We start from the raw sequence: 25,533 nt of genomic DNA on the forward strand, positions 1-25,533 counted from the left end.
GGAAACGCTTATTCGATCCGCCAGTCCGACAAACCGCCACGCAAGAATACCTCTAAGAGGAATCGGGGCCAGATCGCTAGAACGCGAAATCAAGCCTCTCAAACCATAATTCTTGATCTATCGCAATGCAGTCTTGAGCCCCGTCTGCCAGGCATCACCGGCAAGATATTTCCCAGCAAGATCAGACAAAAATACCGTTTCCCGGGACGCTGCGGCTTGACAGCGGAATTGCCCGCGGTAGGCACTTGCAGACAGCCAGGCAGGAACCTGATTCGTGCCGGCAATGGCGGTGTGGGCGGCGCGGAATTTGCTTGGGAATCGCCTTCAAGACGCCGTCATTTCCGTATCAGTCCGCCAGATCAGTCCGCCAAGCGCGAGCAACCCAGGCGAGCAGAGGGACCGACCCGATGGGGCTTTCGAGATCGATGGCAAGGCCGGCGAACGGCCTCCCGGCGCTCGCCGCCCTCCTGGCTGCGATCGTCCTGCTGGCGCTTCCGGGGCTCGCCCATGCGCAGGGCGCGGTGCGCTCCGTCCATGGCGACTGGCAGATCCGCTGCGACACCCCGCCGGGCGCCCAGACCGAGCAATGCGCCCTGATCCAGAGCGTGGTGGCCGAAGACCGCTCCAATGCCGGCCTGACCGTGATCGTGCTCAAGACCGCCGACCAGAAGAGCCGCCTGATGCGCGTGGTCGCCCCGCTCGGGGTGCTGTTGCCCTCCGGCCTCGGGCTCAAGCTCGACAACCAGGACGTCGGCCGCGCCGGCTTCGTCCGCTGCCTGCCCAACGGCTGCGTCGCCGAGGTCGTCCTGGAGGACAAGCTGCTCGGCCAGCTCCGCGGCGCCAAGACCGCGACCTTCATCATCTTCGAGACCCCGGAAGAAGGCATCGGCTTCCCGCTCAGCCTGAACGGGCTCGGCGAGGGCTATGACAAGCTGCCGTAGGGGCGGCTAGTCTTGGCAACCCTTTTGTTTCCGTAATGTGAGGCTTCGCGCCCTCGCGGAACCGATCCAAAACCATTATCTTGCCCCACATCTTCCGATAATGGACGGACGCATGACCAATCCTGCCACGACCTCCCTGCTCGACCGCGCCAATCTCGACCGCGACCAGGTTCGCAGCGAGGTCGCGCGCGGGCTCTCGGGCGCTGACGACGGCGAACTGTTCCTGGAATACAGCCAGACCGAAGCGCTGATGTTCGACAATGGGCGGCTGAAGCAGGCGACCTACGACACCTCGCAGGGTTTTGGCTTACGCGCGGTCAAGGATGACGCGGTCGGTTACGCGCATTCCTCGGACGTGTCGCTGCCGGCGCTGATTCGCGCGGCGGACGCGGTTGCGGCCGTGCGCGGCGGCTACTCCGGCAGCTTCTCGGCGCCGCCCCCGCATACCAATGTCCGCCTCTATGGCGACGACAATCCGCTGGACGCGCCGGGCTTCGAGACCAAAGTAAAACTGCTCGCCGAGATCGACGCTTACCTGCGCGACAAGGATCCGCGGGTACGGCAGGTCAGCGTCAGCCTGGGCGCGACCTGGCAGGTCGTCGAGATCCTGCGGCCCGACGGCGAGAGCTATCGCGACATTCGTCCGCTGGTACGCGTCAACATCTCCGTCGTCGCCGGCCAGGGCGATCGCCAGGAGAGCGGCAGCAAGGGTTATGGCGGCCGCGCCGGCTATGCCGAATTCATCGAGAGCAAGAACTGGCGCGAGGCCGCCGACGGCGCGCTGCGCGAGGCGCTGGTCAATCTGGAATCGATTCCGGCTCCCGCCGGCGAGATGGACGTCGTGCTGGGCGCCGGCTGGCCCGGCGTGATGCTGCATGAAGCCGTCGGCCATGGCCTCGAAGGCGACTTCAACCGCAAGAAGACGTCTGCGTTTGCCGGCCTGATGGGCCAGCAGGTCGCGGCCAAGGGCGTCACCGTGGTCGATGACGGCACCATTGCCTCGCGCCGCGGCTCGCTCTCGATCGATGACGAGGGCACGCCGACCAACCGCACCGTGCTGATCGAGGACGGCATCCTGGTCGGCTACATGCAGGACCGCCAGAACGCGCGGCTGATGAACATGAAGCCGACCGGCAACGGCCGCCGCCAGGGCTATGCCCATGTGCCGATGCCGCGCATGACCAACACCTACATGCTCGCGGGCGACCGCGACCCGGCCGAGATCATCGCCTCGGTGAAGAACGGCGTGTTCGCCGCGAATTTTGGCGGCGGTCAGGTCGACATCACCTCGGGCAAGTACGTGTTCCAGTGCACCGAGGCCTACAAGATCGAGAACGGCAAGATCGGAGCGCCGCTCAAAGGCGCCATGCTGATCGGCAACGGGCCGACCGACCTGCATCGCATCCGCATGATCGGCAACGACCTCGCGCTAGATACCGGCATCGGCACCTGCGGCAAGAATGGCCAGGGCGTGCCTGTCGGCGTCGGCCAGCCGTCGCTGCTGATGGAGCGCATCACGGTGGGTGGAACGGGCGCATGAGCATTGAAAAGGCAACGGTCACCCCGAAGCGGAAGACTAGCGGCTGGGGTGGCCAACTCGTGCAGCTCGCCGGCATCGTCGCCGCCGTGTTCATCGCCAAGGGCGCGCTCGCCGAGCCGTTCTACGTGCCGTCGGGCTCGATGGAGCCGACGCTTCTGATCGGCGATGCGCTGCTCGCCTCGAAATTCCCCTATGGCTACGGCACCTCGTCGCTGCCGATTCAGATCAGCCTGCCCGAGAGCGGCCGCGTCTTCGCGGAGACGCCGAAGCTCGGCGACGTCGTCGTGTTCCGCTGGCCCGGCGATCGCTCGCAGGCCTGGGTCAAGCGCGTCGTGGGTCTGCCCGGCGACCGCATCCAGATGCGGCAGGGCCAGCTTTTCATCAACGACCGTCCGGCCGAGCTGAAGCCCGATGGCGTCGGCGCCGCCGAGGACGACCATGGCGGCAGCGAGCCCGCCTATCGCTATGTCGAGACGCTGCCGAACGGCGTCTCGCATCTGATCTTCAAGATGCGCGACAGCGGTCCGCTCGACAACACGCCCGAGGTGACGGTGCCGGCAGGGCATCTGTTCGTGCTCGGCGACAACCGCGACAATTCGGCCGACAGCCGCGTGCCGCTGCGCTCCGGCGGCGTCGGCCTGTTGCCGATCGACAATCTGATCGGCCGTGCGGACGCAGTGGTCGGCTCCTGGGATCTCGGCATGCGTAGCCAGCCGGTGTGGACCTGGCTGTCCGGATTCAGGCTGGCGCGGTTCTTCACCGCCGTGCACTGAGCGGTAACGTAGATCGGTAGGGTGGGCAAAGCGGAAGCGTGCCCACCACATCTGTCGTAACGTGGAGAGATGGTGGGCACGACGCGCGAAGAGCGCGCCTTTGCCCACCCTACGATTTCCGATGACCCGCGACGAATTCCTCGCGCTCGCCTTACGCAATCCGGTCAACGCCGCGATCCTCGACGAGCTGCACCGGCTTGCACTAGCGGATGCGTGGCTGGTGTCGGGATGCCTGGTGCAGACAGTGTGGAACGTGCTCACGGGCCGCCCGATCGATCACGGCATCGCCGATTATGACGTGTTCTATTTCGACCCCGACACATCGTGGGAGGCCGAGGATGCGGTGATCCGCACCCTCCATGCGCGCCTCGCGCATCTCGGTGCCAAGATCGAGGTGCGCAACCAGGCCCGCGTGCACGTGTGGTATCCCGCCAAGCACGGCCTGCCCTATCCGCCGCTGAGCAGCTCGAGGGAAGGCATCGACCGCTTCCTCACGCAGAACACGCAAATCGGGATGAGACGCACGGGCGATGGCTATGAGGTCTACGCGCCGCATGGCTTTGACGATGTCGTAGGGCTGATCGCGCGGCCCAATCCGGGTGCGAATTTCTCTGCGGCGAACTATGCGGCGAAGGCCGCGCGCTGGAAGGCGCTGTGGCCGGAGATCACGGTGGTTGCAGCGGAGTGAGATCTCGTAGCGTGGGCAAAGCGAAGCGTGCCCACCACCTCGTGCAATGGCTGAAAGATCGTGGGCACGGCGCTGCGCGCCTTTGCCCACCCTTGTATTAGCGCGCCGGGTTAGGATGGCCCCGTTCCGTGAGGAATGGCCCAGCCCGGGTGGCCGCCCGAGCTGGGCCGCCGATCGATCGGATCGATGCCCACCGAAGCCTTGAAGGGCTGCGTTTCGTAGCAAGATCGCGGTCGGCACTTCATCGGGACCCGCATGGTTGAACGAACTTCAGGTTCGCATTCACAAGGGAGGGTCGAGGAAGATGGCCAAGCGTATCACGATCTGTGCCGGGATCGATACCGGCAAACATAAGCTCGACGTGGCGGTCGACGGCAGCTCGGAGCAATGGCAGGTCGACAACACGGTAGAAGGCCACCAGGCGCTGGTGGAGTGGCTGAAGCGCCGCAAGGTCAAGCGGATAGGGATCGAGGCCAGTGGAGGCTACGAGCAGGCGGTGGTCGCCGAGCTGCGGCGCAAGCGGTTCGTCGTCATCCTGTTTCAGCCGAAGCAGGTCTGTGCCTATGCCACGTTCCATCAGCTGCTGGCCAAGAACGACAAGATCGACGCGGCGCTGATCGCGATGTGCACTGCTGCGGTCAAGACGATCCATCCCGCTCCGGATCCGCGCCTGCAGCCCTTTGCCGAGCATCTGACGATGATCGACCAGATCACGGAGGACATCGCAAGACTGAAGAACCGGCTCGAGAGTTGCCGCGACACGCGGATTCAAGGGATTTGGAAGGCGCAGATCGCGCTCCTGGCCAAGTCCAAACGAGCCGAACTCAAAGCGCTGCTGGCGGCGATCCGCCAGCACCCTGATCTGGCCGCACGGCTCGATCTGATCTATAGCGTCGCCGGCTGCGGCCTGCCGACCGCCGTTGCCGTCCTGGTCAGGATGCCCGAGGTCGGCAACATCACGCGCGGGCCCGCTGCAGCTCTCGGCGGGCTGGCGCCTTATGACGACGACAGCGGCAATCACGCCGGCGCCCGTCACATCGAGGGTGGCCGCGAACGCCTGCGCCGGGCGCTCTACAACGCGGCTCTCGCGGCATCCTTCCGCTGGAATCCGCAGCTCAAGGCTCTGTACGCCCGCCTGATCGCAGCCGGCAAACGCCACAAATGCGCGCGCATCGCCTGCGCCAGAAAGCTGCTCGTCACCATCAACGCCGTCGTCGCCCGCGGAACTCCCTGGGTGGCCGAGGTGCCTCAACGCGCCAAGCTGCCCGCCGTCTGACCGCGTTTCTTTGTTCGATCAGGCGACCGTTTCTTCGTCCCGACCTGCCGCCACAACGACGCCGCGCGCAGCGGCCGTCAAGGCTGGCCGTCGCTCTGCTCTCGCCTCACACCCGCTGCTGAAAGGCCACGCCTTGACGGTCGCAAGCGCGGCGTCATGCTCAAGGCAATCGGGCGCCGCTTTAATGGTTGCTACGACAGCAATGACGGCGGTGAGAGCTGCGCCTATCGCACCACGCCCGACGTGAACCCCGCCTTCCTTCGCGGCGGCTTGATTTCCTTCTTCAGGAAACAGCGTGCCTCACGGCCGGTGTAGCCGGGGCGGGCATAGGTGAAGGCGCGGCATTTGTTGTCGGCGGTGCAGGCGGCCTTGCAGGCCTCGACGCCGTCGCCGTCCTTGATCTCGAAATTGCGCAAGTCGCCGCCGGGCCGGTCGATCGACGTCTCGACGCCCTCGACGCGCGGCTCGATCACGCCGGCGCCGCGCACCCCGGAGATACAGCAACTTCCCGGCACGCGCGTCGGCACCGTGTTCTTCAGCCAGCACACCGCCGAGCCGCCTTCGACGTCGGGATAGTTGAAGCTCCAGGAGCGGCAGCGGCGATCGCGCTCGCACAGCAACGCGCAATCCTCGGGATCGCCCGAGGTGACGGGCGTACTGAAATAGTCGCCGCCCGGCCGATCGAAGGCGGTCTGGGCAGGCGCCGGCACGCTCGCAAATGCAAGCAAAAGCAGCGCGAGACATGCCGCGGCGCTGGCCATGACGGCCCCGGACAGGCGGCCCTTCCCCATCGGAACAGCTTTCGAGTTATTGACGACGCTCAGGTTTTTTCAGCCGGTCATTTGATCGCCGCAAACCTGTATGGGCGATGAACGGCTGAAATCCAGGATCTCTGGGTCTGAGAGGTCTAGAACGCGTATTCCGCGTAGGCTGGTTCCACCGAGCCCTTCCAGGGTCCGTTGAATTTATCCAGCATTTCCTCGGCCGGCGTCCGGCCGGCATCGATAATGCGGTCGAGCGGCTCGAGATGCCGCGTTTCGTCGCGGCCGAGCTGGTCGATCCGGCCGCGCCGGCGCAGGCCGGCATGGGCCAGAATCAGGCACTCCTTGGCGATCTCGAACAGGTAGCGGTCCTTGATCCGCGCCTTGAAGCCCATGCGCGGCACGTCGTCGCGCAGGGCCTGGCGTTCATGCGAGGTCCAGTGCTTCACCAGGTCCCAGGCGGCATCGAGCGAAGCATCGTCGTAGAGCAGCCCGACCCAGAACGCCGGCAGTGCCGGCAAGCGGCCCCACGGGCCGCCATCGGAGCCGCGCATCTCGAGATAACGCTTGAGCCGCACTTCGGGGAAGATCGTCGAGAGGTGGTTGGCCCAGTCCGACAAGGTCGGACGCTCGCCGGGAAGATTGTTGTTGCGGCCGTTGAAGAAAGCGCGGAACGAGGAGCCCGAGACGTCGATATATTCCTCGCCGCGCTTGACGAAATACATGGGCACGTCCAGCGCGTAATCGACATAGCGCTCGAACCCCATGCCGTCCTCGAACGCCCACGGCATCATGCCCGAACGGGCATTGTCGGTGTCGCGCCAGATTTCGGAGCGGAAGGAGAGGAAGCCGTTCGGCTTGCCCTCGGTGAACGGCGAATTGGCGAACAAGGCGGTAGCGACCGGTTGAAGCGCGAGCGAGACGCGCAGCTTCTTGACCATGTCGGCTTCGGAGGAGAAGTCGAGATTGGTCTGTACCGTGCAGGTCCGATACATCATGTCGAGGCCGTATTGACCGACCTTCGGCATGTAATTGGTCATGATCTTGTAGCGGCCCTTGGGCATCACCGGGATGTCGGCGCGCGACCAGGACGGCGTCATGCCGAGCCCGAGGAAGCCGATGCCGAGCGGCGTTGCGATCTCGCGCACCTGCGCCAAGTGCGCCATCAGCTCGCTCTGGGTCTGGTGCACGTTCTCGACCGGCGCGCCGGAGAGCTCGAACTGTCCGCCGGGCTCGAGCGAGATCGCGCCGCCGCCGGTGACGTCGTAGAGGCCGATGATGTTGCCCTGCTCCATGATCGGCTCCCAGCCTAGCAGGAGCTTCATGCCTTCGAGCAGCGCGCCGATGCCGCGCGCGCCCTCGTAAGGCACCGGACGATGGCCCTCGAGCGTGAAGGGCGTCTTCTCGTGCTCGGTGCCCATGCGGAATTCGGATGGGTCCTTGCAGCCGGCCTCGAACCACGCGACGAGCTCGTCGCGCGATTGCAGGGGCGTCATGTCGATCTGGTCTCGCGCCATATCAAACTCTAATCAAAAGCGCTTCGACCGAACGCGCGCGGGTGACAGGGACGGCCCGCGAACCCACCGGGGTGCACGGGCGAGCGGATTTGCCGCGCGATCATCGCGACGGCATGCTTTCGTTGGCGGCGGCGGGCGGCAGTTTCATCTCGCCGCAGGAGCAGCCCAGGCGGTCGAGCAGATTGCTGAGCTTGACGGCGTCGGCGTCCGACAGCTTCGAACCGACATATTTCTCGATCGCGGCCGAATAGGCGCCCCACATCCGCTTCTGCAGCTCGCGGCCGGCTTCGGTGATCTCGACGAACTGGCCGCGCTTGTCGATCTTGCATTCGCGCCGCGAGGCGAGGCCCTCGTCGACCAGGCGGTCGATCAGCCGCGAGGTCGAATATTGCGGGATGAGCATCTGCCGCTCGAGCTCGACCGGCCGCAGCTCGCCCGAGGGCGCCCGCGACAGTTCGAGCAGCGCGTCATACCAGGCCAGCGGGGGGAAGCCGGCCTTCTTCAAGTCCTGCTCGACGCAATCGAGCACGCGGCTCTGCACCCGCATCAGGCGGATCCAGGCGGCGGTTGCCTCGGTCGATGGTTTGCGTTTCATGGTCCCGCTCAAGCTCGTCGCCCGTCTCTTACTCCATTCGATGCACCTGCATCAATCTTGACTATTTCAAGCAGGTGCATGTAGTCGTTCTTTCGGCCGAGCCAAGCGTCAGGGGAAGGAAATTCCTCGAAACCGGACGGTTTGCCCGGTGTGTGCCCGCCGTCTCCCCACATCGTGCTCCTGGAGGCCGGCCCGCCCTATGGCCTGGTCGAGGTCGGTATCGGCGCCAAGAGCCCGAAATGGTGAGGATTATCTGAAGCTGAGCCCCCTTGGGGCCAGATCCCTCCGCTGGGCCTCGACAGCAATAAGATCGTGACGGAAGGCCAAGTGATTGTCCAGATGATCGCCCATCAGGTCTGGTCCGCCGTTCGCGAAGCACGACCGGCGGGACGACGAAGAGCCGGATCGATGATTCGGCTCTTTGCTTCCGTCATTTGCTAAATCCGAAGATGCGCGATGCGCTGACGCCGATTTTACGAGCATTGTCCGGGTTAACAATAACTCCGCGTTGTGCGCTCCGAGGACGTCACCATCCTTGTGAGAGCAATGCTCTTGGCTCAGCTTCAGCGCGGGACAGGACGCTGACCGTCGGACCGGAAACTATCGTGGCGACTGTACTCCTCCTCCTGCTCGCGAGCGCAATCACCGGCTTGGCGACAGGGCTATTCTTTCGGGTCTGGACCCTATTGCTGGTCTCGCCGGCGACTGCGATCCTTGCCGCGACGGTTCTTCAGACCTCGGGCTTTGGATTCTGGACAGGCGTTCCAATCGTCGTCGGTTGCCTGATTGCCGGCCAGGTCGCCTATTTGGCGGCGACATTCTACGTGCACAGAGGTGAGCTTTCAGTGCAGGACGAGATCGACGGCGAACCAGGCAAGCACCGCCAACGCCACATCAAAGACGAGGACGAGTAGGACCAGGCCGACCCACGAAGGAATTTTTCTGCGCCACCGGAGGAGCCGGCGGCGCAGCCACGGCCGACCAAGCAGCAACAAGGGGGCGTATCTTACCGCAACGCCGGCTGCGCTGTCTTGAGACACCGTGGAAATCATTGGGGGACACCTTCAATGTCGATGGGCCATCCGGTCGTTCATCAGCAAAAGCGGTGCCAGGCGGAGCGAGCGTGGCCGGGCCGGGGATTGGGTGCTGTGTGAGACGGAAGCACATCAACCGATATGCCGAGGCGCAAGCGCAGATCGGCGAAATCGATGATCCAGCCCCTTCATCGTGAACCACTTGATCAACGGCGACGTCGAAGGAACATCCCCAGGAGACAATTGCCTCCATGAACATGATCGTCCTCATGACCGCCGCCGGCGCGCCGCTCGCGATGCTCGGGCTCTCGACGCCGGTGGCGCCGGAGCGCAATTGCATCTTCATGATCCATCCGCAGATCACCTCGGCCGTGTTCGAGAGCAAGGAAGGCAAGATCGTCTTCCCGGACCGGCCGACCGAATATCCCTGTCGCTACGCCAGGACGAAGAGCGGTGCGGACACCGCCTTCACCAACCAGAATGGATGGCGCTTCGAGGTGCGCATCGGCCGCGGCGACGAAGGCAGCTGGAAGGCCAGTCTCGCCGACGATGCGGTATCGGGCCGCGCCTTCTCGCCGTTCGGTGAGCGCAAATAAAAAGGCCGGATCGATGATCCGGCCTTTGTTTCTGCGTAGCCCCGACGCTTCCGTCAGGCCGCCGCCTTCTTCGGCGCGAAGCGGCCGTAGAAGGTCTCACCCTTCGCCGCCATCTCCTCGAGCAGCTTCGGCGGGGTGAAGCGCGAGCCGTATTTCGCCTCCAGCTTGTGGCAGAGCTCGACGAACTTCTTCGTGCCCATGAAGTCGATATAGGACAGCGTGCCGCCGGTGAACGGCGCGAAGCCGAAGCCGAGGATCGAGCCGACATCGGCCTCGCGCGGATCGGTGATGACGTGATCCTCGACGGTGCGCGCGGCCTCCACCGCCTGCACTACCAGGAAGCGCTGCTTCAGCTCCTCGATGTCAAGCGTATCGGGGTCGAGCTGCTTCGGCTGCAGCGCGGAGAGACCCGGCCACAGGCTCTTCTGGCCCTTGCCCTTCTCGGGGTAATCGTAGAAGCCCTTGCTGTTCTTGCGGCCGAGACGGCCCTGCTTCTCGACCATCTCCACCATCAGCTTCTTCTGCTCGGGATTGATGGCGTTGGGGCCGAGGTCGGCTTCGGTCGCCTTCATGATCTTGAGGCCGAGGTCGAGTGCGACCTCGTCCGAGAGCGAGAGCGGGCCGACCGGCATGCCGGCCATCTTGGCGCAGTTCTCGATCATCGCGGGCGGCACGCCCTCCAGGAACATCTCGTTGCCTTCGGCGACGTAACGGCCGACGCAGCGATTGGCGAAGAAGCCGCGGGAGTCGTTGACCACGATCGGCGTCTTGCCGATCTGGCGGACATAGTCGAGCGCGGTCGCGAGCGCGACGTCGCCGGTGTTCTTGCCGAGGATGATTTCGACCAGCATCATCTTCTCGACCGGCGAGAAGAAGTGGATGCCGATGAACTTGCCCTGATCCCTGAAGCTCTCGGCCAGCGAGGTGATCGGCAATGTCGAGGTGTTGGAGGCGAAGACCACGTCGGGCTTGAGATATTGCTGCGCCTTGGCGAAGGTCTCCGCCTTGACCTTGCGGTCCTCGAACACGGCCTCGATGACGAGGTCGACGTCCTTCAGCGCGGCATAGTCCGCGGTCGGCGTGATGCGCGCGAGCAGCGCTTCGGCGTCCGCAGGCTTGGCGCGGCCCTTCTTGATCTGCTCCTCGATCACCTTCTGCGCATGCGCCTTGCCCTTGTCGGCGCTCTCCTGGTCGCGGTCGATCAGGACGACGTCGAGGCCGGCGCGCGCCGAGACGTAGCCGACGCTGGCGCCCATGAAGCCGGCCCCGATCACGGCGATCTTCTTCACCTTGGTTGCGGGCACGTCCTTCGGACGGCGCGCGCCCTTGTTGAGCTCCTGCATCGACAGGAACAGGCTGCGAATCATCGCTGCGGCTTCCTTCGAGCGCAGCACCGAGGTGAAGTAGCGCGACTCCACGCGCAGCGCCGCGTCGATCGGCAGCTGCAGGCCTTCATAGACGCAGCTCATGATCGCGCGCGCGGCCGGGTAATTGTCGTAGGTCTCGCGGCGGTAGATCGCGTTGCCGGCCGGGAACATCATCATGCCGGCCTTGGAGAACACCGGGCCGCCCGGGAGCTTGAAGCCCTTCTCGTCCCAGGGCGCGATCGCCTTGCCGCCGCCCTTGATCCAGTCCTTCGCCGCCTTGATGAGGTCGGCGGCCGGAACGATGGCGTGAATCAGGTTCAGCGCCTTGGCCTTGTCGACCGTGACAGGATCGCCTTTGAGCAGGATCGTCATCGCGTCCTGCGGCGGCACCAGGCGCGGCACGCGCTGCGTGCCGCCGGCACCGGGGAAGAGGCCGACCTTGACCTCGGGCAGGCCGAGCCGGGTCTTGGGATTCTCGGCCGCGACGCGGTAGTGGCAGCACAGCGTGATCTCGAAGCCGCCGCCGAGTGCGAGGCCGTTGATCGCCGCCGCCCACGGCTTGCCTGAGGTTTCGATTCCGCGCAGCACCTGCGAGAAGCGCCGGCTCTGGTCGAACAGCATCTGGTTCGCCGCGGTCTCGCCCTGCTCCTTGAAGACCTTCGCGTAGGCCTGATTCATGCCTTCGAGCATGGACAGGTCCGCGCCGGCGCAGAACGCTTCCTTGGCCGAGGTGATGACGACGCCCTTCACCGCGGCGTCGGCCGTGGTCGCCTTGACGATCGCCTCGAGCTCGTTGGTGGAGGTCTCGTCGAGCACGTTCATGGAACGGCCCGGGATGTCCCAGGTGACGAGCGCGATACCGTCGGTGTCGGTCTCAACCTTGAAGTTCTTGTACGACATGTTGGTTGCTCCCTAGCCTTACACGCGCTCGATGATGGTCGCGGTGCCCATGCCGCCGCCGATGCACAGCGTGACGAGGGCGGTGGACTTGTTCGTGCGCTCGAGCTCGTCGAGCACGGTGCCGAGGATCATTGCGCCGGTCGCCCCCAAGGGATGACCGAGCGCGATCGCGCCACCATTGACGTTGATCTTGGCATTGTCGATGTCGAAGGCCTGGATGTAGCGCAGCACGACCGAGGCGAAGGCCTCGTTGAGCTCGAACAGGTCGATGTCCGACTTCTTCATGCCGGAACGCGCGAACAGCTTTTCGGTGACGTCGACCGGACCGGTCAGCATCATCGCCGGCTCCGAGCCGATGTTGGCGAAGGCACGGATTTTTGCGCGCGGCGTCATGCCGTACTTCGCACTCGCCTCCTTGCTGCCCAGCAGCACGGCGCCGGCGCCGTCGACGATGCCCGAGGAATTGCCGGCATGGTGCACGTAATTGACGCGCTCGATCTCCGGGTGCGACTGGATCGCAACGCCGTCGAAGCCGCCCATCTGCGCCATCATCGTGAACGAGGGCTGCAGCTGAGCCAGCGACTGCATCGTCGTCGAGGGACGCATATGCTCGTCCTTGGCGAGGATGGTGAGTCCGTTGATGTCCTTCACCGGCACCACGGACTTGTTGAAGCGGCCTTCGTCCCAGGCTTTGCCGGCGCGCTGCTGGCTCTGCACGGCGTAGGCATCGACGTCGTCGCGCGAGAAGCCGTATTTGGTGGCGATCAGGTCGGCCGACACGCCCTGCGGCATGAAGTAAGCCGGCACCGCCATCGAGGGATCCATCGGCCAGGCGCCGCCGGAGGCGCCGATGCCGACGCGGCTCATCGATTCGGCGCCGCCGCCGATCACGAGCTCATGCTGGCCGCTCATGATCTGCGCCGCGGCGAAGTTCACGGCATCGAGGCCGGAGGCGCAGAAGCGACTGATCTGCACGCCCGGCACGGCTTCGCCGAGACCGGCCTTCAGCGCCGCGAAGCGCGCGATGTCGGAGCCGGCTTCGCCGACCGGATCGACCACGCCGAGCACGACGTCATCGACCGAATCCTCGGGAAGGTTGTTGCGGTCCTTCAGCGCCTTCAACGGCACGGTCGCGAGCGCGAGCGCAGTGACTTCGTGCAGCGCGCCGTCCGCCTTGCCGCGGCCGCGCGGGGTGCGAACGTGGTCGTAGATGAATGCCTCAGGCATGACGCCCTCCTGATGTGATGTTCGATACGATTGGGAGCAGGCAGCGGAAGCAGGCTCAGAACGCTTCCGCCGGCAATTCCATGATGGTGGCGCAGCCGGCCTGGATGCGCGCCAGATTGGCCGCGGTCTCCGGCAGCATCCGCTCCATGAAGAAACGGCCGGTGACGAGCTTGGTCGAGAGATAGGGCGTCGCCCCGCTCTCGGCAATCTTCCCTAGCGTCACCTTGGCCATCCGCGCCCACATGTAGCCGAGCGCGACGAAGCCGAAGAGATGCAGGTAGTCGGTCGCGGCGGCACCGGCATTGTCAGGCTTGGCCATCGCGTTCTGCATCAGCCAGGTCGTCGCCTGCTGCAGATGGCCGAGCGAGGTGGAGAGCGGGGTGATGAAGGGCTTCAGCGCCTCGTCGCCGCCGTTCTCCTTGGCGAAGGCCATGACCTCGCCGAAGAAGGCCATGATGGCGCGGCCGCCGTCACGGGGCAGCTTGCGGCCGACCAGGTCGAGCGCCTGGATGCCGTTGGCGCCTTCATAGATCATGGCGATGCGCGCATCGCGCACGAACTGCTCCATGCCCTGCTCGGCGATGTAGCCGTGGCCGCCGTACATCTGCTGCGCCTGCACCGCGTTGGCGAAGCCGTAATCGGTGAGGAAGCCCTTCAGCACCGGCGTCATCAGGCTCATGTGGTCGTCGGCGGCCTGGCGGTCCTTCGGGTCTTCGGAGCGGTGGGCGACGTCGCTCTTCAGCGCGGTCCACATCACGAAGGCACGCGCGGCCTCGTTGAAGGCGCGGATCGAGAGCAGCGTGCGGCGCACGTCCGGATGCACGATGATCGGGTCGGCCTGCTTGTCCGGCGCCTTGGCGCCGGTGAGCGCGCGGCCCTGGATGCGCTCGCGGGCATAGGCGACCGCGTTCTGGTAGGCGACCTCGGACTGCGCGAGGCCCTGCACGGCGACGCCGAGCCGGGCCTCGTTCATCATCACGAACATGCCCTGCATGCCCTTGTTCTCTTCGCCGATCAGCCAGCCGGTGGCGTTGTCGTAGTTCATCACGCAGGTCGAATTGCCGTGGATGCCCATCTTGTGCTCGATCGAGCCGCAGACCACCCCGTTGCGGGCGCCGACCGAACCGTCGGCGTTGACCAGGAACTTCGGCACCACGAATAGCGACACGCCCTTGATGCCGGCCGGCGCGCCCTCGATGCGGGCGAGCACGAGGTGGATGATGTTGTCGGCGAGATCGTGCTCACCGGCCGAGATGAAGATCTTGGTGCCCGTGATCTTGAAGCTGCCGTCGGCCTGGCGCACCGCCTTGGTGCGGAGCATGCCGAGGTCGGTGCCGCAATGCGGCTCGGTGAGGTTCATGGTGCCGGTCCATTCGCCGGCCACCATCTTCGGCACGTAGGTCTTCTTCTGCTCAGGCGAGCCGTGCACCAGAAGCGCCGCGGTCGCGCCCATGGTGAGGCCGCCATACATCGAGAACGCCATGTTGGCGGAGATCTGGAATTCGTTGACGGCTTGCGAGAGTGTCACCGGCAGGCCCTGGCCGCCATATTCGGTCGGCGCCGACAGGCCGAGCCAGCCGCCCTCGACGACCTGCTTGAAGGCCTCCTTGAAACCCTTCGGCGTGGCGACGCTGCCGTCTTCACCGCGCTTGCAGCCTTCGAGATCGCCGACGCGGTTGAGCGGCTGCAGCACCTCTTCGGCGAGCTTGGCGGCTTCGCCGAGAATGGCCTCGCGCACGTCGCTCGATGCATCGGAGAAGCCGGCGAGGTTGTCGTATCGGTCGATCTGGAAGACGTCGTTGAGCAGGAAGTTCACGTCTTCGACGGGGGCTTTATAGATCGGCATGGGGGTCTCCCGGCGTAGGGCTTTTAGGGGTGATGTTGAGCTTATGATTGGGCGGCGGCAAGCTGCTCCGCCATCAGGCGGTGCAGCATGTTGATCGCCTTCAGCGGACGCACCATCACCTTGAAATGCGTGATGCGTCCCTCGGTATCGAAGCTGATGATGTCGACGCCGTTGATCTCGATGCCGTCGATGACATTCTTGAATTCGAGCACGGCGCCATTGTCGCTGCGCCATTCACCGACATAGGTGAAGCCGGGGCCGCCGAGCACCTTCTCGGCGCTGGAGAGGTATTTGAAGGTGATGTCGCGGCCGGCTTGCGGCGTGTGCACGACGGGGCTTTCGAACACGGCGTCGGGATGCAGGAGGTCCCAGAGCGCGGCGCGGTCGTGCGACTTCATGTAGGCGTACCAGGAATCGAGGCCGGTCATTCTCAGGTGCCTCCCTAGGCTAAGGGCAAACTGCGAAAACAACCCCATGCACAGTAGAGATGTGATTGAATTCGCTTGATTATTCAGTCGGGCCTTTGACCCGCCTGCACGCTGCCTCATATGCACATTGACGCATATGCGCCGATGCGCATAAAGTCAAGCAGCTTGGTCAAACCTCAGAAGGAAGGCCAGTCATGGCACTGGGCGACGCAATCCTCGCATGCCTGACGGAACGCCCGATGACGGGCTACGAGCTCGCCAAGACGTTCGATTCCTCGATCGGCTTCTTCTGGAAGGCCGACCATCAGCAGATCTACCGCGAGCTCTCCAAGCTGCGCGACCGCGGCTACATCCAGGGCCGCGAGGTGGTGCAGTCAGGCAAGCCCAACAAGCTGATTTATACGCTGACTCCCGAGGGCCGAACAGCACTGCGGCACTGGGCCGCGCGGCCAAGCACGCCGCCCTCGATCAAGGACGACCTCCTGGTGCGGCTGCATGCGCTCGACAGCATCGACATCGAGCCCATGCGCACCGACCTGATGGCCCGCCTGGAACACCACCGCGACCGCCACGCCAATTATGAGCGCATCCTGAAGAAGCGCTTTCCCGACGGCACGGCGGAAGGCCGGCTCGACCTCGGCAATCTGCTGCTGCTTCAGCTCGGCGCCCGTCACGAGCAGATGGTGGCCGATTTCTGCGAGGAGGCACTGGAGGCGCTGTCGGCGATGAGCGGCAAGGCCACCGTGGTGCCGATCGAGGATGGCAAGCGCGAAAAGGGCTGAGACGCCGGCCAACGACGCTACGGCGTGCTGCCGCCACATCCACCGGTGTCATGCCCCGCGAAGGCGGGGCATCCCGTACTCCGTGACGGCGCGGCTGGAATCGAGCCGCCGCGGCGTACTGGATCGCCCGCCCTCGCGGGCGATGACGGCGGAGTGTGTGGCGAGAGCACGCCGCCAAAAGGTGCAGCGACGTCACTCCCGGCAGCCCCAGTTCCCGCCGCCCAACTTTAAGACAGCCGGGCCGCGTTCCTTAACCCGTTATTTACCGTAACAGGAAAAAGTCGGTTTTCGAGGCAGACGACCCGCGCCAAATTCGATTGTCTTTACAACCGGCACGCGTGGGGAAGCTGGAGGCGCCGGGTGGGGTGCCGAAGTCGGAACCGGACAGAGTCATGAATTCGCGCGTATCGTGGAGTGTTGACGGCATCGATCCATCCGTCCGGGAGCGGGCCGAGGCTGCTGCGCGTCGTGCCGGCATGTCGCTCAACGATTGGCTGAACTCCACGCTCGGCGAAACTGCCCCGCCCAATTTTCGCGGACCTTACGATCAGCGTCCGCAGCACATGCCGAGCCAGGAGAGCCGCGAAGTCGCCGACATCCACCAGCGGCTCGACGCGATCACCCAGCAGATCGAGCGGATCTCAAAGCCCGCGCCGCGCCAAGACTCCTCAAGACAAGACTCCTCAAGACCAGACGTCTCGCGCGAGCAGGGCGTCGCGCGCCAGCTCAACGACGCAATCTCGCGGCTCGACGCGCGCCTGTCGCAGATCTCCCGCCCGCAGCGGCAACCGCCGCAGCCGCAGGCCCCGCGCCCCACCCCGGCCGAGGCGCGCCAGCGCCAGGCCGATGCCATCGAGCGCGCAGCCGCGCAGGTCTATCGCAGCTCACCACCCCTGAGCCCGGCTTCGTTCGACGTCGCGGTCGCCGAGATCACGGCGCGCCAGAGCGAGCTCGACGGCTTTGCGCCGAGGCAGATGCCGCCGCGTGCCGCGCCGTCGCTCGCGCCGACGGCTGCTTACGCGCCGCCGATGGCGCCACCCGCCCCTGCCTATGCGCCGCCGCCACCGCAGCCGGACTTTTCCTCGCTCGAGCGCCATCTGCTCAAGATCACGAGCCAGATCGAATCGCTGCAGCGGCCCGACAATACCGAACAGGCCATCAATGCCTTCCGCAGCGAGCTGGCCGAAATCCGCGCCGCCATCACCGAGGCGATGCCGCGGCGCGCGATCGAATCGATCGAGAACGAGATCCGCTCGCTGCATCGCCGGATCGACGAAACCCGCTCCAACGGCACCGACGGGCAGGTTCTCGCCGGCATCGAGCGCGCACTGTCCGACATCAAGCAGGTGCTGCGCACGCTGACGCCGGCCGAGCAGCTCACCGGCTACGACGAGGCGATCCGCAATCTCGGCGCCAAGCTCGACCTGATCCTGCGCGCCAATGACGATCCCTCGACCGTGCAGCAGCTCGAGGGCGCGATCTCGGCGCTGCGCGCCATCGTCTCCAACGTCGCCTCCAACGAGGCGCTCGCGCGTTTGTCCGAAGACGTGCAGCTGCTGTCGTCCAAGGTCGACCAGATCACCCGCGCCTCCGGTCACGGCGACAGCTTTGCGGTGCTGGAGCAGCGCATCGCGGCGCTCACCGCCGCGCTGGAAACGCGCGAGCGGCCGCAGCCGTCCGAGAGCACCGAGCATCTCGAAGCTGCGATCCGCGCGCTGTCGGACCGGTTCGACCGCATGCAGGTCGGCAACGATTCCGCCTCGACCTTCGCCCATCTCGAGCAGCGGGTCTCGTATCTGCTGGAGCGGATCGAGGCCGCGGCCGATCCGCGCAACGGCAATTTGAGCCGCGTCGAGGACGGGCTGCACGACATCCTCAGGCACCTGGAACGGCAGCAGGCGACCTATGCCGCGCTGGCCGAGAGCCGCAGCTCCGCAGCTCCGCCCGATTCCGGCATGGTCGATCTCGTCAAGCGCGAGCTCTCCGACATCCGCTTCAGCCAGGCCGAGACCAACCGGCACACCCAGGACTCGCTCGAGGCCGTCCACAGCGCGCTCGGCCACGTCGTCGATCGCCTCTCGATGATCGAGGGCGATCTGCGCGCGGTGCGCACCGCGCCGCCGGCGCCCGCCCCCGCTCCCCAGCCGATGCCGATGGCGGCGCCGATGGAGCCGGCGCAGATGGCGCGCGAGCCGCGGCAGCAAGCCCAAGCACAGCCGCCGAAATACGATCCGAAACCCGAACTGCCCAATCCCGCTGCCGCGCAGCCAGCGCCGGCCGCCTTCGTCGCCGCGCCGCGCGAATTCCACGCCGCCGCCCCCGCCGCGCCACCGCCCGTGCCGGCGGCACCACCGGTTCCGCCGCGTGCGATCAGCGAGATCCTGGAGCCGCACACCGCGCGCGCTGCACTCGCGCCGGAACTGCCGCCGGATCACCCGCTCGAGCCGGGCACCCGGCCGGGCGGACGCCTCGCCTCGCCGTCGGAACGCATCGCCGCCTCCGAGAGCGCGATCAGCGAAATTGCCGCCGCACCGAAGGAGCCGGTGTCGTCGTCGAGCTTCATCGCCGCCGCCCGCCGCGCCGCGCAGGCCGCCGCCGCGCAGCCGCCCGAGAAGCCCGCCCGTGGCGCCAAGGCCGCGATCGCCCGCGCCAAGGAGAAGGGCCAGGAAGGTGGCTCGACCATCACCTCGAAGATCCGTTCGCTGCTGGTCGGCGCGAGCGTGGTCGTGATCGTGCTCGGCACCTTCAAGATGGCGATGAACCTGCTCGAAGGCGGCAGCCTGTCACCGACGCCGCAGGCGATGCAAAACATTCCGAGCGAGCCGGCACCGCAGCCCGCGCCGCCGCCGGTCGAGACCAAGCCGGCCGCGCCGGAACAGATCACCCCGTCGATGACCTCGCCGACACCGCTCGGACGGCAGTCGCAGAACAACGCCGCGCCGGCGCCCATTCCCAATTCCGGCAGCGCGGCCTCGGTTGAAATCCCGCAAGCGCCTGCCGCAGCGGTGCCGCCGCCGACCTCCAGCGACGTCACCGGCGCGCTGTCGGGCAGCAGCCGCGCCAGGCTTGGCGTGATTCAGGTGCCGCCGAGCGAGAAGCTGCCTGACGGCATCGGCGGCCCGGCCCTGCGCACTGCCGCGATGAAGGGCGATGCGACCGCGGCCTACGAGATCGGCGTGCGCTTTGCCGAAGGCAAGGGTGTCGCCACCAATTACGACGAAGCGGCGAAGTGGTACGATCGCGCGGCGCAGGCCGGGGTCGTCCCCGCAACCTTCCGTCTCGGCACGCTCTACGAAAAGGGCTTGGGGGTGAAGAAAGACGCCGACATCGCGCGCCGCTACTACACCCAGGCCGCCGAGCGCGGCAACGCCAAGGCGATGCACAATCTCGCCGTGCTCGATGCCGACGGCGGCGGTCGCGGCGCCAATTACAAGAGCGCGGCGCAGTGGTTCCGGAAAGCGGCCGATCGCGGTGTCGCCGACAGCCAGTTCAACCTCGGCATCCTCTATGCCCGCGGCATCGGCGTCGAGCAGAACCTCGCCGAATCCTACAAATGGTTCAGCTTAGCTGCCGCCCAGGGCGATGCGGATGCCGCCGGCAAGCGTGACGACGTCGCCAAGCGCCTCGACCCGCAATCGCTCGCCGCCGCCAAGCTCGCGATCCAGACCTTCAGCGCCGAGCCGCAGCCCGACGATGCCGTCAACGTTGCGGCCCCGAACGGCGGCTGGGACAGCGCACCGCAGGCCAGCGCCAAGCCGGCCCCGAAGCCAATCGCGACCAAGCGCTCGGCATCAGCGGCACATTGAGCCGCATCGTATTCGATCCGACGCGGCGACACCTCCAACCCTCCCCGCAAGCGCTGGGCTACCACATATGACTTGTGGCGGCGGCCTGCGCGCACGCCTCGTCCTTCGAGACGGCGCTGACGCGCCTCCTCAGGATGAGGCTAATCAGCGTCTGTGCCCGTTGAAACTGCTGCCGCGCACTCCGCCCTCATCCTGAGGAGCCCGCGAAAGCGGGCGTCTCGAAGGATGGCCGCGGAGAAGAACTCCCATATGCGCTAGCCCTGTGTAAGCGGGAGAGGGCTGGGGGTATCAGCTCGCAACTTTTGCATTCTGCCGGGAAATCGCTATTTTCCGCGGCCCGGAGGCCCCTGATGTCCGTTATTGACCTAGCCGCAAACCCGAGCGAGTTGCGTTCGCTCGCCGAACAATCCAACGCCTGGCCGTTCGAGCAGGCGAAGGCCATCGTCGCGCGGCTGAAGAAAAGCCCGAAGGACGAGGTGCTGTTCGAGACCGGCTACGGTCCGTCCGGACTGCCGCATATCGGCACGTTCGGCGAGGTGGCGCGCACCTCGATGGTGCGCCACGCCTTCCGCGTGCTCACCGAGGACAAGATCAAGACGCGCCTCTTGGCGTTCTCCGACGACATGGACGGCTTCCGCAAGGTGCCCGACAACGTTCCGAACAAGGAGATGCTGGCGGAGCATCTCGGCAAGCCGCTGACGCGGGTGCCCGATCCGTTCTCCAACGAGTACCCGTCGTTCGGCCACCACAACAATGCGCGGCTGCGCGCCTTCCTCGATCATTTCGGCTTCGACTACGAGTTCGCGAGCTCGACCGACTATTACACGTCCGGCCGCTTCGACGCGACGCTGCTGAAGATGCTGGCCGCCTACGACAAGATCATGGCGATCATCCTGCCGACGCTGGGACCGGACCGCCGCGCGACCTATTCGCCGTTCCTGCCGATCAGCAAGACCACCGGCGTCGTGCTGCAGGTGCCGATGATCCGCCGCGACGTCGCGGCCGGCACGGTGACCTATGTCGATCCCGATACCAACCAGGAAGTCGAGACGCCCGTCACCGGCGGCAACGTCAAGTGTCAGTGGAAGGCCGACTGGGCGATGCGCTGGGTCGCGCTCGGCGTCGACTACGAGATGGCCGGCAAGGACCTGATCGATTCCGTGAAGCTGTCCGGCGCGATCGCAAGAGCGCTCGGCAGCACGCCGCCCGAAGGCTTCAACTACGAGCTCTTCCTCGACGAGAAGGGCCAGAAGATCTCGAAGTCGAAGGGCAACGGCCTCACCATCGACGAATGGCTGCGCTACGCCTCGCCGGAATCGCTGTCGCTGTTCATGTATCGCGAGCCGAAGGCGGCCAAGCGGCTGTATTTCGACGTCATCCCGCGCAATGTCGACGACTACCAGCAATTCCTCGACGGCTTTCCGAAGCAGGACGGCAAGCAGCAGCTCGGCAATCCGGTCTGGCACATCCACAACGGCAGGCCGCCGCAGGGCGACATGCCCGTCACCTTCCAGCTGCTCCTGACGCTGGTGTCGTCGTCGAACGCGGAGAACGCCGAGACGCTGTGGGGCTTCATCGGCCGCTATCGTCCGGGCGTGAGTCCGCAGACGCATCCGAAGCTGGATGCGATGGTCGGCTACGCCATCAACTACTACCGCGACTTCGTCGCGCCGACGAAGCAGTTCCGCGTGCCTGATGACAGCGAGCGCGCGGCGCTGCAGGACCTGCGCGATGCGCTCTCGCAGCTGGCGCAGGACGCCTCGGCCGAGGAGATCCAGAACGTCGTCTACGAGATCGGCCGCCGCGAGCCGTTCCTCGACCAGGTCAAGAAGGGCAAGGACGGCCGCCCCGGCGTGACGCTGGACTGGTTCAACATGCTCTATCAGGTGCTGCTCGGCCAGGAGAAGGGCCCGCGCTTCGGCTCCTTCGTCGCGGTCTACGGCGTGCAGAACGCGGTGAACATGATCGACGGCGCGCTGGCGAGGAGCGCGTGATCCCACTCCACTGTCATCGCCCGGCTTGACCGGGCGATCCAGTACGCCGCGGCAGATGTGATGAATCGAGAAGCCGCGGCTTACTGGATTCCCCGCCTACGCGGGGAATGACCTTGAACTACGTAGCGAAGCCGCGGTGTGACGCACTCAAATCGATCGCAGCACGTAGCGGCGGTTGTCCTTCTGCACCGGCCTTGCGTTCATCGGGTACAGCTTTGCGAACGCGGCGACATCGCTCGCCGCCACCTGGATCGGGGTGGTCAGCAACAGCCACTCGACCACTTCCGAGCAGGGCGGCGTCGTCAGCGAGCCGGGATAGCGGTAATAGCTGAGCTTCGGCGGCAGCATGGCGAGCGGATCGATGCTCGCATCGGCCTTCACCGCGGTCCCTTCCGCCGCCGGCATGGTCTTGATGATCTTGGCGAAGGATGCGTTCGGCCTGCCCTCGGTCATGAGCACGCCGACGACGGCGAGCCCGCCGGCGTCGTTGCGATGGACGAAATGCGCCTCCATCGGAAAATTCTTGCCGCCGATCATATGCTCGCTGGGCCGGTGGAAGTGCACCTGGAGCAGCTTGTACTTGACGTCGCCGAGCATCAGCGTGCTGCCTTCGGCGAAGTTGAGCTGGATGGTGTGCCCGTTGTTGACGATGGTGTCGGCGCTCTTGCCCCAGCTCAGCTTCAGAACCGGCAATTGCGACTTGATCGTCGCCTCGATGTCGATCGGCGATTGCTGCAGGCCGGCCGCGCAGGCTTTGTTGGCCGCCTCGAGATCGCCCCATTTGGCCGGGCCGCCGGCGCCCTCATAGCTCCAATGCGCGCCTTCGGCGGCGAAGCCCGGCTTGCACAACGGACAAAGTGCGAGACCCGCCAGGGCCTTCAATGCGTGGCGGCGATTCATCGTATTCCCCCTCGAGATGAACTTGGTCGGCAACAGGTGCGCAACCTATGCGAGAGGCGTGGTGAGTCGCAATGGCGGTCGCAACGCGAACTGTGTCATGGTCCGGTCACGCGATCACTGGCTGGCCCACAGGATCCGCGCGATCCACGCCACGTCGCCCGCCGCCATCGTCCATTCGGCCTGCGTCGCATCGAGCGGCTCAAGCTCCAGCGCCTTGGCCGTACGGCGCTTCAGCGTCGCGACCGTCATCTCGCCCGCCTTGCTCCGCACCACCACGCGATCGCCTTTGCGGATCGGCGCGCCGGGCGAGACCAGGACGATGTCGCCGTCGCGATAAACAGGCGCAAGCGCATCGCCGGAAATCTCCAGCGCAAAGGCGTGGCTGTCCTCGGTGGCGGGCAGCGCGATGTCGGTCCAGCCCTTGCCGGATGGAAGGCCGGCCTCGTCGAAAGCGCCGCTCGTGCCCGCCTGTGCGAAACCGAGCAGCGGCACCGAGCGGCCATCGCTCGCGCCGTCGTCGTCGATCAATTTGGCAAAGCTGTCGATCGAGGCGTCAGCCGCGGCCAGCGCTTTTGCGATCGATTCGGTCGAAGGCCAGCGCTCGCGTCCGTCGGCGGTGACGCGCTTGGACCTGTTGAAGGTGGTGGGGTCGAGTCCGGCACGCTTGGCGAGGCCGGACGGCGACAGCCCGGCACGCGCCGCCAGCCGGTCCAGTGCGGCCCAGATCTGGTCGTGAGTCAGCATCCTCTGCGCTTTGGCCTGTCTGACCATGGAAGGTCCAGCCCGTCGCAACTCAGGAAAACTGTCCTCAAATCAACAGGTTTTCCGTTTTTCGCGCAAGAGGCGAGGGAGAACGGCGTTCGTAACGGAGCGGGTACCCGTTCGCGTCAGGAAAACGCGCAAAACAGGAATCTGGAGCCCCCGTTCCGATTTCATCGGCGCGGAAAAGGCTCTAAGCCTTGAGTTCGGAAGGGGTGGCCTTTACGGTCGCGCCCGGGTTTCGAGGACCCGCAAAAGACGAAAAAACCCAAAAGACTCAAAGAACAAACAAGGCTGCGGTAGCGGTGGTCAAGATCTACAAAATCTGTCCGGCCTCGGCCTGGCGCGAGGCGGAACGGCAGGGTGTCTACCGGGGCAGCGCAGACGACGCGCGCGACGGGTTCATCCATTTCTCGACCGCGGCCCAGGTTCCCGAGACCCTGCGCAAGCACTATTTCGGGCAGCGCGCGCTGTTCCTGGTCGAGGTCGACGGCGATGCGCTGGGGAGCGAATTGCGCTGGGAACGCTCGCGCAATGACGAGCTCTTCCCCCATCTCTATGGCGAGCTCGATTTCGGCGCGGTGATCGCGGTGATGAACCTCAACACGCGCTCCGACGGCGGTCACGATGTTCCGGAGCTGTTGCCGTGATCCGCGCGTTCGACGCCTTTTCGCTGCCGGTGCTGCGCTGGCTCGATCCCGAAGACGCCCATCGTCTCGCGATCCAGGGCCTGCGCTTCCTGCCACCGGTCAAGCCGCGGGCCGATGATCCCAAGCTCGCGGTGCGCGCCTTCGGGCTGAACTTTCCGAATCCGATCGGCATGGCCGCGGGCTTCGACAAGAGCGCCGAAGTGCCGGATGCGCTGCTGCGGCTCGGCTTCGGCTTCGTCGAGATCGGCTCGGTGACGCCGAAGCCGCAAGCCGGCAATCCACGGCCGCGGCTGTTCCGGCTCGAGCGCGACGAAGCAATCATCAACCGCATGGGCTTCAACAATGACGGCGCGGAAGTCGCGCTGCGCCGGCTTGCCGCGCGCGCGCAGCACGGCGGCATCGTCGGCGTCAATGTCGGCGCCAACAAGGATTCACCTGACCGCGTCGGCGACTACGTCAAGCTGATCGAGACCTTCGCGCCGGTGGCGAGCTATTTCACCGTCAACGTCTCCTCGCCGAACACGCCGGGCCTGCGCAACCTTCAGGAAGGCGCGCTGCTCGACGACCTCCTCGCGCGCGTGATCGACGCCCGCGAGCGTGTCAGGCAGAAGGCCGGCGACACGCCGGTGCTGCTCAAGATCGCGCCGGATTTGAGCCTGGCTCAGCTCGACGACGTCGTGCAGGTCGCGCGCTCGCGCCGGGTCGACGGCATGATCGTGTCGAACACGACGATCGCGCGGCCGAGCACGTTGCGCGAGGAGATGCGGGCGAAGGAGCAAGGCGGCCTGTCCGGCCGGCCGCTGTTCCGCCTGTCGACGCGCATGGTCGCGGAAACCTATGTGCGCGTCGAAGGCGCGTTCCCGCTGATCGGCGTCGGCGGCGTGGATTCGGGCGGCGCCGCGCTGACCAAGATCCGCGCCGGGGCCAGCCTGATCCAGCTCTATTCGTCGCTGGTCTACAAGGGTCTCGGCCTCGTCGACGAGATCAAGCGCGACCTGACCTCGACGCTGCTGCGAACCGGGCGGGATTCGCTCTCCGAGATCGTCGGCGCCGATGCGGCGACGCTGACGGCGGAAGACTGGCCGGGGATGTAGCTCGGTGTCCTGCCCCGGACGCCATTAGCGCGTTTACGCGCGTCTTCGACGCGCTATGG

The 25,533-nt window shown here is 65.8% G+C and carries 21 protein-coding genes; 12 read left to right on the top strand and 9 right to left on the bottom strand.

Features of this window, described 5'->3' with window-relative positions; genetic code table 11:
* Nucleotides 1–407: 407 nt before the first annotated feature.
* The 5 genes from AB7M16_RS16055 (at nucleotide 408) to AB7M16_RS16075 (ending at nucleotide 5,218) form a co-directional block, all read left to right on the top strand.
* Nucleotides 408–941 carry an invasion associated locus B family protein gene (locus AB7M16_RS16055; protein WP_172786070.1) on the top strand — a complete coding sequence of 178 codons (534 nt, stop codon included), beginning with the start codon at nucleotides 408–410 and terminating at the stop codon, nucleotides 939–941.
* Between the two features lie 112 nt (nucleotides 942–1,053).
* Entirely contained in the window at nucleotides 1,054–2,481 is a 1,428-nt protein-coding gene (tldD, locus tag AB7M16_RS16060) for a metalloprotease TldD (RefSeq protein ID WP_275516303.1), read from the top strand.
* Complete coding sequence (lepB, locus tag AB7M16_RS16065; protein WP_172786072.1) at nucleotides 2,478–3,254, top strand: signal peptidase I; 777 nt, start codon at nucleotides 2,478–2,480, stop codon at nucleotides 3,252–3,254. The genes tldD and lepB overlap by 4 nt, the downstream gene beginning before the upstream one ends.
* 121 nt (nucleotides 3,255–3,375) lie before the next feature.
* Nucleotides 3,376–3,942 carry a nucleotidyltransferase family protein gene (locus AB7M16_RS16070; RefSeq protein ID WP_453944451.1) on the top strand — a complete coding sequence of 189 codons (567 nt, stop codon included), beginning with the start codon at nucleotides 3,376–3,378 and terminating at the stop codon, nucleotides 3,940–3,942.
* A gap of 304 nt (nucleotides 3,943–4,246) precedes the next feature.
* Nucleotides 4,247–5,218 carry an IS110 family transposase gene (locus tag AB7M16_RS16075; protein ID WP_453944235.1) on the top strand — a complete coding sequence of 324 codons (972 nt, stop codon included), beginning with the start codon at nucleotides 4,247–4,249 and terminating at the stop codon, nucleotides 5,216–5,218.
* A gap of 224 nt (nucleotides 5,219–5,442) precedes the next feature.
* Here the strand turns inward: AB7M16_RS16075 and AB7M16_RS16080 are convergent, their stop codons facing one another.
* The 3 genes from AB7M16_RS16080 to AB7M16_RS16090 form a co-directional block, all read right to left on the bottom strand.
* Nucleotides 5,443–6,009, bottom strand: coding sequence for a PAN domain-containing protein (locus AB7M16_RS16080; RefSeq protein WP_453944452.1), 567 nt, complete (start codon nucleotides 6,007–6,009; stop codon nucleotides 5,443–5,445).
* 116 nt (nucleotides 6,010–6,125) lie between these two features.
* Entirely contained in the window at nucleotides 6,126–7,496 is a 1,371-nt protein-coding gene (locus AB7M16_RS16085; protein ID WP_172786075.1) for a glutamate--cysteine ligase, read from the bottom strand.
* 100 nt (nucleotides 7,497–7,596) lie between these two features.
* Entirely contained in the window at nucleotides 7,597–8,091 is a 495-nt protein-coding gene (locus AB7M16_RS16090) for a MarR family winged helix-turn-helix transcriptional regulator (RefSeq protein ID WP_172786076.1), read from the bottom strand.
* Between the two features lie 605 nt (nucleotides 8,092–8,696).
* On the opposite strand from AB7M16_RS16090, the gene AB7M16_RS16095 reads away from it, so the two are divergent.
* Both AB7M16_RS16095 and AB7M16_RS16100 read left to right on the top strand, forming a co-directional pair.
* Nucleotides 8,697–9,005 (top strand): hypothetical protein, encoded by a 309-nt coding sequence (locus AB7M16_RS16095; protein WP_439401680.1) that lies wholly within the window; start codon nucleotides 8,697–8,699, stop codon nucleotides 9,003–9,005.
* A 371-nt stretch (nucleotides 9,006–9,376) separates the two neighbouring features.
* The gene (locus tag AB7M16_RS16100; protein ID WP_453944453.1) at nucleotides 9,377–9,721 is read left to right on the top strand and encodes a hypothetical protein; all 345 of its coding nucleotides are present in this window, start codon (nucleotides 9,377–9,379) and stop codon (nucleotides 9,719–9,721) included.
* Nucleotides 9,722–9,774: 53 nt separating this feature from the next.
* On the opposite strand, the gene AB7M16_RS16105 is transcribed toward AB7M16_RS16100, so the two are convergent.
* The 4 genes from AB7M16_RS16105 to AB7M16_RS16120 are packed head-to-tail and all read right to left on the bottom strand — an operon-like array spanning nucleotide 9,775 to nucleotide 15,489.
* Nucleotides 9,775–11,988 (bottom strand): FAD-dependent oxidoreductase, encoded by a 2,214-nt coding sequence (locus tag AB7M16_RS16105; protein WP_453944454.1) that lies wholly within the window; start codon nucleotides 11,986–11,988, stop codon nucleotides 9,775–9,777.
* 18 nt (nucleotides 11,989–12,006) lie between these two features.
* Entirely contained in the window at nucleotides 12,007–13,215 is a 1,209-nt protein-coding gene (locus tag AB7M16_RS16110) for an acetyl-CoA C-acetyltransferase (protein ID WP_453944455.1), read from the bottom strand.
* Nucleotides 13,216–13,270: 55 nt separating this feature from the next.
* Nucleotides 13,271–15,061: an acyl-CoA dehydrogenase C-terminal domain-containing protein gene (locus AB7M16_RS16115; RefSeq protein ID WP_453944456.1), complete on the bottom strand. Its 1,791-nt coding sequence runs from the start codon at nucleotides 15,059–15,061 to the stop codon at nucleotides 13,271–13,273.
* Between the two features lie 41 nt (nucleotides 15,062–15,102).
* Nucleotides 15,103–15,489, bottom strand: a complete 387-nt coding sequence (locus AB7M16_RS16120) for a nuclear transport factor 2 family protein (protein ID WP_172786081.1) — start codon at nucleotides 15,487–15,489, stop codon at nucleotides 15,103–15,105.
* Between the two features lie 194 nt (nucleotides 15,490–15,683).
* Here AB7M16_RS16120 and AB7M16_RS16125 point away from each other — a divergent pair, with 194 nt between their 5' ends.
* The 3 genes from AB7M16_RS16125 to AB7M16_RS16135 all read left to right on the top strand — a co-directional run bounded on the left by AB7M16_RS16125 (nucleotide 15,684) and on the right by AB7M16_RS16135 (nucleotide 22,071).
* Nucleotides 15,684–16,271 (top strand): PadR family transcriptional regulator, encoded by a 588-nt coding sequence (locus tag AB7M16_RS16125; protein WP_036020538.1) that lies wholly within the window; start codon nucleotides 15,684–15,686, stop codon nucleotides 16,269–16,271.
* 392 nt (nucleotides 16,272–16,663) lie between these two features.
* The gene (locus AB7M16_RS16130; protein ID WP_453944457.1) at nucleotides 16,664–20,077 is read left to right on the top strand and encodes a hypothetical protein; all 3,414 of its coding nucleotides are present in this window, start codon (nucleotides 16,664–16,666) and stop codon (nucleotides 20,075–20,077) included.
* A 350-nt stretch (nucleotides 20,078–20,427) separates the two neighbouring features.
* Entirely contained in the window at nucleotides 20,428–22,071 is a 1,644-nt protein-coding gene (locus AB7M16_RS16135; RefSeq protein WP_453944458.1) for a lysine--tRNA ligase, read from the top strand.
* A 147-nt stretch (nucleotides 22,072–22,218) separates the two neighbouring features.
* Here the strand turns inward: AB7M16_RS16135 and AB7M16_RS16140 are convergent, their stop codons facing one another.
* Nucleotides 22,219–22,971 carry a carbonic anhydrase gene (locus AB7M16_RS16140; RefSeq protein ID WP_453944459.1) on the bottom strand — a complete coding sequence of 251 codons (753 nt, stop codon included), beginning with the start codon at nucleotides 22,969–22,971 and terminating at the stop codon, nucleotides 22,219–22,221.
* Between the two features lie 114 nt (nucleotides 22,972–23,085).
* Nucleotides 23,086–23,742 carry a S24 family peptidase gene (locus AB7M16_RS16145; protein ID WP_260381199.1) on the bottom strand — a complete coding sequence of 219 codons (657 nt, stop codon included), beginning with the start codon at nucleotides 23,740–23,742 and terminating at the stop codon, nucleotides 23,086–23,088.
* A 293-nt stretch (nucleotides 23,743–24,035) separates the two neighbouring features.
* Here AB7M16_RS16145 and AB7M16_RS16150 point away from each other — a divergent pair, with 293 nt between their 5' ends.
* Both AB7M16_RS16150 and AB7M16_RS16155 read left to right on the top strand, forming a co-directional pair.
* On the top strand, nucleotides 24,036–24,380 hold the full coding sequence (locus tag AB7M16_RS16150) for a DUF952 domain-containing protein (RefSeq protein WP_172786228.1): 345 nt from the start codon (nucleotides 24,036–24,038) through the stop codon (nucleotides 24,378–24,380).
* Nucleotides 24,377–25,474, top strand: a complete 1,098-nt coding sequence (locus AB7M16_RS16155; RefSeq protein WP_453944460.1) for a quinone-dependent dihydroorotate dehydrogenase — start codon at nucleotides 24,377–24,379, stop codon at nucleotides 25,472–25,474. The genes AB7M16_RS16150 and AB7M16_RS16155 overlap by 4 nt, the downstream gene beginning before the upstream one ends.
* Nucleotides 25,475–25,533: the final 59 nt, after the last annotated feature.

The sequence above is a fragment of the Bradyrhizobium sp. USDA 372 genome (assembly GCF_053629095.1).